This window comes from Corynebacterium sp. HMSC061H03 (genome assembly GCF_001838215.1).
Taxonomy (GTDB): Bacteria; Actinomycetota; Actinomycetes; order Mycobacteriales; family Mycobacteriaceae; genus Corynebacterium; species Corynebacterium jeikeium_D.
This window is the reverse complement of the sequence record NZ_KV836066.1, coordinates 229,846-244,037: the sequence shown is the minus strand read 5'-3', so window position 1 is coordinate 244,037 and position 14,192 is coordinate 229,846. Positions and strand designations below refer to the sequence as shown.

Sequence of the window (14,192 nt, the reverse complement as noted above, 5' to 3'; positions counted from 1 at the left end):
TAAACCAGTCCAACTTTCGGGGGCCAGTTCAGGTGAAACACCTTGGCCCTGTTTTTGATGAATTTCTCAATCAGTTAGTTGAGTCGACTACTTGACTTCCGCCTTCTCAATACGGACTTCCTTAGCTGGCTTACCGTCAGAGGTACCGCCACCCTCGATACCATTCTTCGCAATGTCCGCAACCGTCTTGGTGCCCTCGTCAGTCATGGAGCCAAGCACGGTGTACTGCGGTGGCAGCTGAGAATCTGCCCAGTTGAGGAAGAACTGGCTGCCGTTGGCATCCGGGTCGTTCGGGTTTGCCATGGCGATAGAGCCCTTCGGGTACACCAACGGGGTGTTCTGATCCAGACCGGAATTCTTGACCGGCCACTCGCCAGCGAACTTGAAGCCCGGGCCGCCGCTACCGGTACCAGTCGGGTCACCACACTGGAGAACGTTCAGGCCACCACCGGTGATACGGTGGCACACGGTGTCGTCGAAGTAGTTGGACTTGGCCATGTGCTCAATCGCATTGACACCGCAAGGTGAAATAGCACGGTCCAGCTCCATCGGAATGTCGCCCTGGTTAGTCTTCAGAGTGATGGTTACAGTGCCAGTGGCGGGAACATTGTCGGTAGCTGGCTTATCGATGTCCTTCGATGCCTCGCCATCATCCGGGTAGTCACAGGTCACGGTTTCCGGAAGCGGGGAAGAGCGCTTCATCGGAACCTTTTCACCGCTGACGGGAGTAGCTGTGAGAGCTGCAGGCTCGACTGGCGTCGTGGATTCATTAGCGGCCTCGTTGTCGTCAGCGCCGCCAGCCGTGGTCAGCAGGTAGATTCCGCCTCCGATAAAGAGCAGGATAGCCAAGGTGGTTACGACAACGCCCAGTGGCTTCAGCTTCTCGGCACGCGCACGGCGCTTAAGTTCGCGCTCGAGCGTCCGCATCGCATCTTTGCGCCTTTGCTCATTATTGGCCACTAGTCTCTCTCCGTATCTCTTAGTCATCTATTGCCGGTGACGGAACACCAGCGGACGATTTTGCCCATAGATAGTGACCGAGTTTGAGGTGAAAGCTCAGTCGGTCACCGTCGCGTACACAATCGACCATTATGCCCGGAGTCGCTTCTCATTTGCGAGATGACAGGCCAAGTCGCCATGGGAAAGGGCGTTCCGCTTTAGCACGTAGAGCTTCGACAGCCTCTTTGATGCCGACACCGGGGTGTTGGCGACGGTACTTCTTCACCTTCTCTGGCGTGATGCAGCTCTTACTTCTGTTTGTACCTTCGACAACACGACTTCGACGACGTCGAGTTAGACTCCTCGTGCCCAGGATTGTCACGGCTGACATGAAAAGGATTGAGGTCAGCAGCGGATAGCCTGCTAGGGCCGTTCCCACCGTTGTCACGATGAAAATAGTGATAGTTGCTAAGTACACATTCTGCATAAAGATTCCAATCGTCAGTTTCAATTGCCAAGAACAGTTCTACGAGTTTCGCCGCCTATCAGCCGTCGTTTTAGCGGGAACTTAACAGCGTGATAAATGAACCCAGCTCGAGCCAAGCAGACACTCGATAGAATGTGCGCTATGGAGATTTTTGGTTTTGCAGCCGGCCCTTTTCAGACCAACTGCTACGTGGCAACAGGCACTCCGGAGATGGACGACTTGGCTACCCCGTGCGTCATTATTGACCCGGGCATGGGGGCACTTGAGGTTGTGCGCACCGAGGTTGAGAAACGAAATTGGAAGCCGGAGGCAATTCTGTTGACGCATGGCCACATCGATCACATTCGCGATGTCGCGGAGGCTGCCGACTTCTGGGATATCCCCGTCTTCATTCACGAAAGCGACAATGTGTTGCTGGCCAATCCGAAGCTCGGCGGATCTTCTTTCGGACACCTCTTTGACATCGATTCTATGCAGGCTTATACGAAAGCCGATTTCCTCGAAGATGGCGACGAAGTAAAGTGGGCGGGGTTGAACTTCGAAGTCATTCACGCACCGGGTCACTCTCCGGGATGTGTAATGCTGCGCGCTTCCGATGGGGAAGATGAGATTATCTTCAGCGGGGACGTCCTCTTTAAGGGGGCTATCGGTCGCGTAGATTTGCCGGGCAGTAGTCCGGAGCACATGCAGCAGTCGTTGAAGGATAAGGTCCTCCCTCTGGCGGATGACCTCATGATTCTTCCGGGCCATGGCTCCGCATCGTCGATAGGCGAGGAGCGCGCGACCAACCCCTTCCTGCAAAACCTCACCTAGCCTGGCTGACACGTCGTGAGAGTTGGCAGGTAGAGTTAGCGGAGTGAACTCTAGCCAGAAGCCAAAGAAGTTGAAGCCATTCTCCGCACCCAAGGGCGTGCCGGATTACGTCCCGCCGGTCTCCCGCGAATTCGAGGCGGTGCGCAACTCATTCCAGCACCGCGCACGACTTGCGGGCTATGAGCACATTGAGCTGCCAATCTTCGAGGAAACTGGGCTTTTTGCACGCGGTGTAGGTGAATCGACGGATGTCGTCACCAAGGAGATGTACACGTTCGCCGACCGCGGCGACCGATCGGTCACCCTGCGCCCGGAGGGTACCGCGGGTGTGATGCGCGCGGTCATTGAGCACAATCTGGACCGCGGTCAGTTGCCGATCAAGCTTTCCTATGCGGGGCCGTTCTTCCGCTATGAACGCCCACAGGCCGGCCGTTACCGTCAGTTGCAGCAGGTAGGCGTAGAGGCAATCGGCGTCGATGATCCCGCGCTGGACGCCGAGGTCATCGCGCTTGCCGACGCATGTTTCCGCGGCATCGGCCTGGAAGGATTCCGGCTTGAGCTGACAAGCCTCGGTGACAACACCTGCCGCCCCGAATACCGCGCTAAGCTGCAGGAATTCTTGTTTGGCCTGCCTCTGGATGAGGAAACGCGCCACCGTGCAAACATCAACCCGCTGCGCGTCCTCGACGATAAGCGACCGGAAATGCAGGAAATGCTCGCTGACGCGCCGCTGATGCTGGACCACCTTTCTGACAGCGCTCGCAGTCACTTTGAAGCTGTGACTGGACTGTTAGATGACATGAAGGTGCCCTATGTCATCAATCCTCGAATGGTGCGCGGACTGGACTACTACACCAAGACGTGCTTCGAGTTTGTTCACGACGGCCTTGGTGCTCAGTCGGGTATCGGTGGCGGTGGTCGCTACGACGGACTGATGGCGCAGCTCGGCGGCCAAGAGCTGTCTGGAATTGGCTTTGGTTTGGGTGTGGATCGCGCGTTGCTCGCACTCGAAGCAGAGGGCAAGCAGGCTAGCGATGGTCGACGCGTCGATGTGTATGGTGTTGCGCTCGGTGAAGAAGCAGCTCACACTATGGCGGTGCAGATCAATAAGCTGCGCCAAGCGGGTATCCGCGCGGATATGTCCTACGGTGGCCGCGGGCTGAAGGGGGCAATGAAGGGTGCCGATCGCGCTGGAGCCCGATTTGCGTTGGTCCTCGGCGAATCTGAATTGGCCGCGGGCGAGGTTCAGCTGAAGAACCTCGAGTCCCACGAGCAGCACGCGGTGGCCCTAGATGCACTGGTTCGGGAGTTGCAGTCGCGCATCTAGGAAACGCGCATTTGTTGAGTGCGGGGTCTAGCTGTAGACACCGCGCTCGAGAGTGTCGCACTGCGCCATCTTGCCGGATTTGTAGCCGGTGAGGAATGCCTTCGTACGCTGCTCAGCTGAGCCGTGGGTCCAGGAGTCTGGCTGGACACCACCGCCGGAATGCTGCTGGATGGTGTCATCACCGATGGCCTTCGTAGTTTTGAGGGCATCGGCAACTTGCTCGTCGGAAAGCGGTTCGAGGATAGCGTCCGGCCCCTTGTCCGCGTAATGAGCCCAGATGCCTGCGTAGCAGTCGGCCTGCAGCTCAATCTTTACGGCGTCGGAATCAGGGCCCGGATCGTTGTAGTTACTCCGGCCCAGCGTGCCCTCCAATTTTTGAATATGGTGGCCGAATTCGTGGGCCACGACATACTCCTGTGCGAGCGGTCCGTTGCCTCCTCCCATGCGCTCCAGCGTGCTAAAGAACTCCGTGTCGAAGTAGGCCGTTTGATCGGCGGGGCAGTAGAACGGGCCGGTGGACGAGGACGCTGCGCCGCAGCCCGACTGAGTGGAGCCTTCAAAGAGGACTAAGCCTGGGTTCGTGTACTCAATGCCGGCCTGCGCGGGGAGCTGTTCTTCCCAGACTTGGTCGACCGAAATACCGGTGAATTCCATCCGGCAATCGATGCGGCTGTTGGCATCTTCGCCGGTCTTGCAGGCATCCTCACCAGGAGACTGCTGCGCAGTCTGAGAGGACTGGTTGTTTTGGGCACCTGTCAGCTGTCCCAACTGTCCCGGGTCACCGCCGAGAAGTAAGTACAGGCCAATGAGGACAAGGCCGCCGATGCCGCCACCGCCTACTGCAATAGCGCGGCCACCACCCGAGCGTCGCTCGGCACGAGCCGAGCTCTTTTGGAAGTCATTCCGGAAGGTCATAGGAGTAAGACTATTGCATAGGGTGCGGAAAACGGGCCATTGAATAGCGCTGCGTCAAAGTGTCCGTATGTAAGTCAACGTCAGGGCCTACGAAGATCTATGTCTAAGTGAGTACATGAAGCCCGAGGTAGACCCAAGGCGATGACCGGTAATAGGCAAAATAGCCGGGGTCTTCTTCTCACCTTTATGGCTTCAAGGTAGACTACACGGACGAAACCGCTATCCACAGCGTTAATCCCTATAGCACCAATTTTGGAAGGACCAATTCGCAGTGCTTCGTACGCATCTTGCCGGAGACCTCCGCGCTGACCTCGCCGGCAGCACAGTAACCCTGACCGGTTGGGTAGGACGCCGCCGTGACCATGGTGGCGTAATCTTCATCGACATGCGTGACCGCTCCGGTTACGCCCAGGTTGTGTTCCGCAACAGCGAAGTTGCTGAGCGTGCCCACCACCTGCGCAGCGAGTACTGCATTCAGGTCACCGGTGTCGTTGAGAAGCGCCCGGAGGGCTCCGAAAACCCGAACCTGGCATCGGGAGAAATTGAGGTCAATGTTACGGAGCTGACCATCCTCAACGAGTCGGCGGCATTGCCGTTCCAGCTCGAGGACGTTGGAACTTCTGGCACTGTGGGCGAAGAAGCTCGCCTGAAGTACCGCTACCTAGACCTACGCCGTGAAGGCCCGGCCAAAATTATGCGTCTTCGTGCGGCTGTCAACCGCGCAGCACGTAAGGTGCTGGACAGCCACGACTTCACCGAAATCGAGACTCCGACGTTGACTCGCTCTACGCCGGAAGGCGCTCGTGACTTCGTGGTGCCGGCTCGTTTGAAGCCGGGCACTTTCTATGCACTGCCGCAGTCCCCTCAGCTGTTCAAGCAGCTCCTTATGGTCGCTGGCATGGAGCGCTACTACCAGATTGCCCGCTGCTACCGCGATGAGGACTTCCGCGCTGACCGCCAGCCGGAGTTCACTCAGCTCGACGTTGAGATGAGCTTCGCCGAGCAGGACGATGTCATTGCGCTGGCAGAAGAGATTCTGGTTGCTATCTTCGCCGAGGCCGGTGTTACTGTTCAGACTCCGATTCCACGCATGACCTTCAAGGAGGCCATGGAGAAGTACGGTTCTGACAAGCCGGACCTGCGCTTCGACATTCCGCTGGTGGAGTGCACTGAGTTCTTCAAGGACACCACTTTCCGTGTCTTCCAGAACGACTACGTTGGTGCAGTTGTTATGGACGGTGGTGCATCGCAGCCTCGTCGTCAACTCGACGCTTGGCAGGATTGGGCCCGCCAGCGCGGTGCAAAGGGCTTGGCCTACATCCTCGTTGGGGAGGACGGTACTCTGGGCGGCCCGGTTGCCAAGAACATTACTGACGCAGAGCGTGAAGGCATCGCGGCACACGTCGGCGCGAAGCCGGGTGACTGCATCTTCTTCGCTGCAGGTGATGCTAAGAGCTCCCGTGCACTGCTGGGTGCTGCTCGTGGAGAGATTGCCAAGAAGCTCGGCCTGTTCAAGGAAGGCGACTGGGCATTCACCTGGGTCGTCGACGCACCGTTGTTCGAGCCGGCTGCCGACGCTACCGCTTCCGGTGACGTTGCCCTGGGCCACTCCCAGTGGACTGCTGTACACCACGCCTTCACCTCGCCGAAGCCAGAGCACATGGATACTTTCGACAAGGATCCGGGCAACGCACTGGCTTACGCCTACGACATCGTCTGCAACGGTAACGAAATTGGTGGCGGCTCCATTCGTATTCACCGCCCAGATGTCCAGAAGCGCGTCTTCGATGTTATGGGTATCGGCGAGGAAGAGGCACAGGAGCAGTTCGGCTTCCTGCTGGACGCCTTCCAGTACGGCGCTCCGCCGCACGGTGGTATCGCATTCGGTTGGGACCGTATCGTTTCCCTGCTGGCCGGCGTTGACTCCATTCGCGAAGTTATCGCCTTCCCGAAGTCCGGTGGCGGCGTTGATCCGTTGACTGACGCCCCGACTCCGATTACCGCTCAGCAGCGCAAGGAGACCGGTATCGACTTCAAGCCGAAGCCAAAGCAGAAGGCAGACGGCGCAGGCGACAGCAAGTAAACAAAGAAATCACATTGCGAGGAGTTTGATCCCCACTCCAGCGTGAACAGCGCGAGTGGCGTCAATTCCTCCGCACCAAGGCGGTACTGGCCACAACGCAACATCCGTATCGCCTGATTGAAACTGGCTCATTGAAAGGGCATTCAATGGAGTACTCGGACGACGCTGCAGCAGAAGTTGACAGCGTAGTTAAAGATGCAGAGACTCTGCTTTCCGCACGATTCGGCGGCACTCCAGTGTTGTCGGATCCAGAAGTACTTACAGGCCAGTCAAACGCTCTAGTTGTCCGCGTACGGGTCGCCACAAATCCCTTTATGCAGGAACGCACGGTCGTCGTAAAGCAAATTCCTACGACGACCGAAGGCGTCGATCCCGCCGTTTTACGGGAAGTCGTGGCGTACCAGTTCATCAATACGCTGCCTGACGATGTTCGCCCGGGGCCTCAGCTTCTTGCTTACGATGTTTCAAAGCAGCTATTGGTTCTCAGCGACGTCGGTGTCGTGGACACTCTTGCGGACGTACTCTTTCGTGGCGATGAAGAGCGACGATTGCGCGCATTCCGCAGCCTCGGCGCTTCGCTGGGCCGGATGCATATTCACACGCATACTCGCGAAGAGGGGTTTGAGACCCTGCGTCGTCGTATGTGGGTGAAAAACAAGGTCGATCGCGAGGCTGTCGAGGCGCGTGACCACGGCATTGTGTCGGGGATTCGCTTTGGTATGCGAGCTATCGAGGGTTCCGGCATTCCTGTTCCCGACGCTGTGCGCTCTTTCGGGGAGGATGCTGCTCGTCGAATTGAGAAGGGCACGCATAGGGCGTTCACTCCGTTTGACCTTGCCCCAGACAACATTCTGCTGGCGGACAAGGTCCAGTTCCTCGACTATGAGTGGGCTGGTTACCGCGATGTCATTTTCGACGTGGCCAGCGTCGTCGCAGGCTTCCCGCTGCACGTTTTCGTGGAGCGCCCATCTGAGGCAGAGGTCGACGTGTTTGTTCGTGCCTGGATGGAAGAGATTCGTGACCATTGGTATCGCGGCACGAGCGACCGCCGTTTGATGGCGTTCATTGCTGCGGCGTTACTCGGTTGGTTTTTCATCTCCGCAACGGTTTCCTTCTTCGGTTCTCCGAAGCAAGCGCTGTGGGTGGGGCATGAAGGACGCACGGACCTGAAGCCGGAAGTTGGCGGCTCAGCACTGGAGCGGCGCGACATGGCTAACACGGCTCGCGCTATTGCGCAGTTCGCCCATAAGTGTGAGGACGACCGCGCCGACGAGCTGGAACAGTTCGCGCATGCAGTCATCGATTTCTTAGAGCAAGAGGAAGGCTAGGGCACACGTGGCGGATCCGAATAAGCTGCCAACAGGCGGTGCAAACGGCTCCGCCGATGACACGCCAGGGCTTTTCGACGAGCCTTCGGTCACCAGCCCTACAGCGGCCAAGAGCCAAGGCCGGAGTGCAGGACCAGCAAGCACTGGCCTGAACTCCGATGCTAGCGCCTATTTCCACCCAGGTGCACACGCGCCATTGGCGGTTCGAATGCGACCGCGCAACCTCCATGAAGTCGTTGGTCAAGACCACCTGTTAGCCCCCGGAGCACCGTTGCGTCGTCTGGTCGAAGGTGGCGGCGACACCTCCGTTATTCTGTTCGGTCCTCCTGGAACTGGCAAGACCACTCTCGCCAGTTTGATTTCCGCGGCGACCGGACGACACTTTGAAGCGCTTTCCGCGCTTAATGCCGGGGTGAAGGAAGTGCGTGCGGTTATCGATACTGCTCGTCGCACGCTCGTTAACCAAGGCATTCAAACGGTGCTCTTCATCGACGAGGTGCACCGTTTTTCCAAAACTCAGCAGGATGCCCTGTTGGGGGCCGTGGAAAACCGGATTGTCCTTCTCGTTGCGGCAACAACGGAAAACCCTTCCTTCTCAGTGGTGTCCCCGCTGCTCAGTCGGTCACTGCTGTTGCAATTGCAGCCGCTGGATAACGAAGCCGTCGGCACGCTCATTGATCGAGCACTTACTGATGAGCGCGGCCTGAAGGGTCGCGTCAGTATGACAGACGACGCACGCAAACAGCTCATTGCGCTGGCAGCTGGCGATGCCCGTCGTTCCCTCACGTACCTCGAGGCAGCTGCAGAAGCCGTCGCCGACGGTGAGCAGATTACCGCCGAGTCGCTTGCCAATTCGATCAACAGGGCCGTGGTTCGCTATGACCGCGACGGCGACCAGCATTACGACGTCACCAGCGCGTTTATTAAGTCCGTTCGCGGATCTGATGTCGATGCTGCCCTGCATTACCTGGCGCGGATGATTGAGGGTGGGGAAGACCCTCGGTTTATTGCCCGCCGAATCGTAATTCTGGCCAGCGAAGACATCGGCATGGCAGACCCGACAGCCCTGCAAACCGCCGTCGCCGCGGCGCAGGCCGTTGCCTTAATAGGCATGCCGGAAGCCCGGCTGACGCTGGCGCAGGCCACGATTCACTTGACCACGGCACCGAAATCCAACTCGGTCATAAGCGCTATCGACGGAGCATTGAAGGATGTTCGTTCCGGAAAGACCGGGCCGGTGCCACCGCATTTGCGTGACGGACACTACAGCGGGGCTAAGGACCTTGGTCACGCGGTGGACTATATCTACCCGCACAATGACCCCATGGGTGTCGTAGCCCAACAATATCCACCAGATCAGTTGGTGGGCACTGATTATTTCGTCCCATCCAATCACGGTCGTGAAAACGGCATGGCTGAATACCTCGGACGCATTCGCCGAATTATCCGGGGGAGCCGCCGGAAATCGAAGTAGGCGAGATCGGTCGGAATCTACGGGGTGTCGGCGGGGTGGTTTTAAAGTTGTTCGAACCGGGCGGGTAGACTGCTAGTTTTGTATTAAACATCTCGGACGCTCGACGTGAAACGAGGAAGTAGAACACCGTGCAGACTCATGAAATTCGAAATCGCTTCATCCAGCATTTCGTAAAGGCGGGACACACCGAGGTCCCCAGTGCCTCCCTGGTTTTGGATGACCCGAACCTGCTGTTCGTTAATGCCGGCATGGTGCCGTTCAAGCCCTACTTCCTCGGCAATGAGACTCCGGACTTCTCCACCGCGACCTCAATTCAGAAGTGCGTGCGCACACTGGACATTGAAGAGGTGGGTATCACCACCCGCCACAACACCTTTTTCCAGATGGCGGGTAACTTCTCATTCGGAAATTACTTCAAGGAAGGTGCCATCACTCATGCATGGAGCCTTCTGACTGGTGCTGTTGAGGAAGGCGGCTTTGGCATCCCGGCTGAGAAGCTGTGGGTGACAGTTTTCCTCGATGACGATGAGGCCCATGACATCTGGCACGAGAAGGTTGGTGTGCCGGAGGAGCGCATTCAACGCCGAGGCATGGCGGACAACTACTGGTCCATGGGTGTGCCTGGCCCGTGTGGTCCGTGCTCAGAGATTTTCTACGACCGCGGCCCGGAGTACGGTGCTGACGGTGGCCCAGAGGCGGACGAGGATCGCTACATCGAGATTTGGAACCTCGTCTTCATGGAAAACGAGCGTGGCGAAGGAACAGGCAAGGACTCTTTCGAGATTCTTGGTCCGCTGCCGAAGAAGAACATCGATACCGGTATGGGCATCGAGCGCGTTGCTTTCCTGCTGCAGGGTGTCGACAACGTCTACGAAACCGACCTACTGCGTCCGGTTATCGACGAAGCGGAGCGGCTCACCGGTTCGAAGTACAGCTCGAACCACCAGGACAACATCCGTTTCCGCGTCATCGCTGACCACAGCCGCACCGGCTTGATGCTGATGCTCGACGGCGTTACCCCCTCGAACTCCGATCGTGGCTATATACTTCGTCGCCTGTTGCGCCGCATCATCCGCTCTGCGCGTCTGCTCGGCGCTAACGGTCCTGTGCTGGAGAAGCTGATTGGTATTGCGGCCGAGACCATGACCCCGTCGTACCCAGAAATCGCGGAGAACTGGAACCGTATTCGCCGCGTCGCCGTCGCCGAGGAAAAGACCTTCACCAAGACTCTGTCCGCTGGTGAGGAGCTGTTCGAACGCGCTGCCACCAAGGCCAAGGCAGAGGGTAAAACCGTTCTATCCGGTCACGATGCCTTCACTCTGCATGACACCCATGGCTTCCCAATCGACCTGACCATCGAGATGGCCGAAGAGGCCGGCCTGTCCATCGACCGCGACGAATTCAATCGCGAGATGGCTGAGCAGCGTGCGCGCGCAAAGGCCGACAGCCAGGCAAAGAAGCAGTCGCACACCGACCTGCACGTCTACCGCGAGTTCATCGATGAACACCCAACGTCCTTCACCGGTTATGATCGACTTGCCGACGAATCCACGATTCTCGGCATCATTGCCGATGGTCAGAAGCAGTCGTTTGCCGCAGAGGGCGATGAGATTGAGGTTATCCTCGATCGCACTCCGCTCTACGCCGAGGCCGGAGGTCAGCTGGCTGACCGAGGTCGTATCGTGACTGATTCCGGCGCTGTGGTCCACATCAACGATGTCCAAAAGGTGGGCAAGAAGCTGTGGCTGCACAAGGGCATTGTCACCGCCGGTGAGTTCACTCCGGGCGTCTCCGCTGAAGCTTTGGTCGACGAGCAGTGGCGTCACGGTGCTCGTCAGGCGCACACTGCAACTCACTTGATTCACGGTGCTCTGCGTCAGGTACTGGGGGATACTGCAACTCAGGCTGGTTCCATGAATAAGCCGGGATACCTCCGTTTCGACTTCAAGTACGGTGAGCAGCTCACACCGGAACAGCTCCGTGAGATTGAGCAGATTACCAATGAGGCTGTCGACAACGACTGGGCAGTCAACACTGCCGAGATGCCTTTGGAAGAGGCCAAGGCAGCTGGTGCCATGGCATTGTTCAACGAGAACTACGGCGACATCGTCCGCGTTGTCGAGGTCGGTGGCCCGTTCTCAATTGAGCTGTGTGGCGGTACCCACGTTTCGCATTCTTCGCAGATTGGTCCGGTAGCTGTGCTGGGCGAGTCCTCGGTCGGATCGGGCGTGCGCCGTATTGAGGCTTACTCGGGTATGGATTCCTTCCGCTACCTGTCCACCGAGCGTCTCCTGGCTGAACGACTGGCCACTGAATTCAAGGCTCCTTCTGCTGAGCTGCCAGACCGCATTGCAGCACTGGCTGAAAAGCTCAAGGCTGCAGAGAAGCAGCTCACTGATTTCAAGGCCGGACAGCTGCTGGCCAATGCCGCGTCTCACCTGGAGTCCGCTCGCACCATCGGCGATGTCACCTACCTCGGCCTTAAGCTTCCCGACGGTACGGAGATGAAGGACATCCGTTCGCTGGCTAATGACTTGGCGAAGCGCCTTGCGGATCGCCCAAGCGTCATTGCGTTGATTTCCAACGCTGGCGGCAAGGTTCCGTTTGTGGCCTCGGTTTCGGATGAAGCCGTCAATCGCGGTATTAAGGCCGGCGATTTGGTGAAGCTGATGGGCGCTGAGGTCGGCGGCAAGGGCGGCGGTAAACCGGCAATGGCACAGGGCTCCGGCTCTGATGCTTCCGGAATCGACACAGCATTGGCCGCGGTTGAGGCCGAACTGTCCAAGTAGCCAATTAACGGCTGTGCTATCGGAAGAGCAGTAAACAATGGCTAAGCCCCGTATTGATACCCCCGGTCAGGATGATCCCGGTCGGGGTCGACGGCTCGGAATCGACGTCGGCGATGTCCGCGTTGGCGTCGCGGTCTCTGACCCCGACTGCATCCTGGCGACCCCGGTTGAAACAGTCACTCGAGCAACGGGGCGAAAAGATCCTGACGGGCCGGATATTGACCGGCTCGTGGAACTTGCCACTGAACTTGAGGTCGTCGAGATTGTTGTCGGCATGCCCCTTATGCTCGACGGCTCGTTCGGGACTTCTGCGCGGAAAGCTACTGACGTTGGATTCCGGCTGCAGCGCCGACTCGGTGATCGAGTCGTAGTGCATTACGCCGACGAGCGGATGACGACGGTAATGGCCCAATCACGACTGCACGCAGCAGGTATTGATGTTAAGTCCGGTCGGAAGATTATTGACCAGGCTGCGGCAGTAGAAATTCTGCAGTCCTGGTTGGACAGACGGGCAAAAGCTTTGGACGAAAATACCGAGTAGGGGCACACAAAAGTTACCGAAAGGTGACAATTCACCCACCTTTGCGCAATTATTAAGTGTGTAATACCTAAGCACGTTTGTCGCGTGCATAGGATTTGAAAAGTTGAAGTGGCGATTCACACCTACAATGCAACCTAGTGCTACGACTTCGTCGTAAAGCTATGTCGCACCAGTCGTTATCAGTCGCGTGTCGTACCCGAATGGGAAGACTCCTTGCTGATACCGATGGGAGAGTGAGCTGCATTCGAGGAGATTATTGATGAGTAAAGACGCGCAGACTGCGCGCCGCACTGATAGCGGCGGTGCCGACCGGGACCGCGCTGGTGCTCGCAGCGGTGGGGCAAAGCCTCGATTTCGTCACCGCCAAACGGCAGTGGCAATCAATGTAACTTCTGTCCTGTTATGCGTGTTGGTCCTCGGAGTGATTGGCCTCGTCTGGAATCGTGGCGGCATTGTTGACGATTACGATGGCAAAGCTGAGGGTCCATTGACGATTGTTGAGGTCAGTGAAGGCACGTCACTTACTGATTTGTCCAACCAGTTGGTGGAAAGCGGCGTCGTCAAGTCTTCCCGTGCGTTCATCCAGGCCGCGAATGAGAACTCTCATTCAAGTGAATTGCAGCCTGGTTTCTACCGACTCCATCAGCGGATGAAGGCCGACGAGACCGTCGAGGCTCTTCTGGATGTCGAAAATCAGGTCGGTACCGTTGACATTCCGACTGGCGCCCGTTTCGCCGATACCCGCATTGTGTCCTCATCGGATGTACGTAAGGGAATTTTCTCGCTTATTTCTGAGGCCACTTGTGTTGAAGACAATGATTGCGTATCCAAGGCCGATCTCGAACGTGCTGCTGGCGAGGCCGATTTGGCCGCGCTGGGTGTTCCAGAATGGGCACGGGACGCGGTAGCTGCGCGTGGCAACGACCCTCGTCGTCTTGAGGGACTCATTACGCCGGGTATTCATCACCTTGACCCGCAGCAGACGCCCGAACAGATGCTGGCAAAATTGGTCAAGGAATCGGTGAAGAATTATGAGGACACGGGTCTCATGGCTTCAGCGGACATGGTTGGTCTTACTCCATACGAGCTGATTACCGCAGCTTCTTTGATCCAGATGGAGGCGCCAGATGGCGACTTCGATAAGGTCGCTCGCGTTATTCTCAACCGTCTCGACGAACCGATGCAGCTGCAGTTCGACTCGACAGTCAACTACGACCTGCCAGATCAGGAAATCGCAACCACGGATGAGGACCGCGCGCGAAAGACCGCGTGGAACACCTACGCCAAGGAGGGGCTGCCGGAAACCCCCATTGCTTCGCCCTCCATCGAGGCGATTCGTGCCATGGAAAATCCGGCTGACGGCACCTGGCTGTACTTTGTCACGGTGGACAAGGAAGGAAATACTGTCTTTAGCACGACCTTCGAAGAGCACGAGGCCGCTATCGACGAGTCACGCAACAATGGCGTGCTGGATTCCAACCGCTAAGAGGTAGAAC

General features: G+C 57.8%; 10 protein-coding genes. 8 read left to right on the top strand and 2 right to left on the bottom strand.

The features are described from left to right. Positions 1–87: 87 nt before the first annotated feature. A complete protein-coding gene (locus HMPREF2787_RS05755) occupies positions 88–927 on the bottom strand; it encodes a peptidylprolyl isomerase (RefSeq protein WP_070858677.1) in 840 nt (279 codons plus the stop codon). 640 nt (positions 928–1,567) lie between these two features. Here HMPREF2787_RS05755 and HMPREF2787_RS05750 point away from each other — a divergent pair. Beyond that, entirely contained in the window at positions 1,568–2,239 is a 672-nt protein-coding gene (locus tag HMPREF2787_RS05750; RefSeq protein ID WP_070858651.1) for an MBL fold metallo-hydrolase, read from the top strand. A gap of 43 nt (positions 2,240–2,282) precedes the next feature. Further along, positions 2,283–3,566, top strand: a complete 1,284-nt coding sequence (gene hisS, locus HMPREF2787_RS05745) for a histidine--tRNA ligase (protein ID WP_070858649.1) — start codon at positions 2,283–2,285, stop codon at positions 3,564–3,566. A gap of 27 nt (positions 3,567–3,593) precedes the next feature. Here hisS and HMPREF2787_RS05740 read toward each other — a convergent pair whose 3' ends face one another. Then, the gene (locus HMPREF2787_RS05740) at positions 3,594–4,481 is read right to left on the bottom strand and encodes a KPN_02809 family neutral zinc metallopeptidase (protein WP_070858647.1); all 888 of its coding nucleotides are present in this window, start codon (positions 4,479–4,481) and stop codon (positions 3,594–3,596) included. A gap of 271 nt (positions 4,482–4,752) precedes the next feature. On the opposite strand from HMPREF2787_RS05740, the gene aspS reads away from it, so the two are divergent. The 6 genes from aspS to mltG all read left to right on the top strand — a co-directional run bounded on the left by aspS (position 4,753) and on the right by mltG (position 14,182). After that, the gene (gene aspS, locus HMPREF2787_RS05735; protein WP_070858644.1) at positions 4,753–6,564 is read left to right on the top strand and encodes an aspartate--tRNA ligase; all 1,812 of its coding nucleotides are present in this window, start codon (positions 4,753–4,755) and stop codon (positions 6,562–6,564) included. A gap of 146 nt (positions 6,565–6,710) precedes the next feature. Further along, complete coding sequence (locus HMPREF2787_RS05730; RefSeq protein WP_070858642.1) at positions 6,711–7,892, top strand: phosphotransferase family protein; 1,182 nt, start codon at positions 6,711–6,713, stop codon at positions 7,890–7,892. 148 nt (positions 7,893–8,040) lie between these two features. Then, the gene (locus tag HMPREF2787_RS05725) at positions 8,041–9,366 is read left to right on the top strand and encodes a replication-associated recombination protein A (protein WP_246824218.1); all 1,326 of its coding nucleotides are present in this window, start codon (positions 8,041–8,043) and stop codon (positions 9,364–9,366) included. 128 nt (positions 9,367–9,494) lie between these two features. After that, a complete protein-coding gene (gene alaS / locus HMPREF2787_RS05720; protein WP_070858638.1) occupies positions 9,495–12,155 on the top strand; it encodes an alanine--tRNA ligase in 2,661 nt (886 codons plus the stop codon). A 37-nt stretch (positions 12,156–12,192) separates the two neighbouring features. Then, positions 12,193–12,696, top strand: a complete 504-nt coding sequence (ruvX, locus tag HMPREF2787_RS05715; RefSeq protein WP_049193736.1) for a Holliday junction resolvase RuvX — start codon at positions 12,193–12,195, stop codon at positions 12,694–12,696. A gap of 259 nt (positions 12,697–12,955) precedes the next feature. Continuing rightward, the gene (gene mltG / locus HMPREF2787_RS05710) at positions 12,956–14,182 is read left to right on the top strand and encodes an endolytic transglycosylase MltG (RefSeq protein ID WP_070858635.1); all 1,227 of its coding nucleotides are present in this window, start codon (positions 12,956–12,958) and stop codon (positions 14,180–14,182) included. The last annotated feature ends 10 nt before the right edge of the window (positions 14,183–14,192 follow it).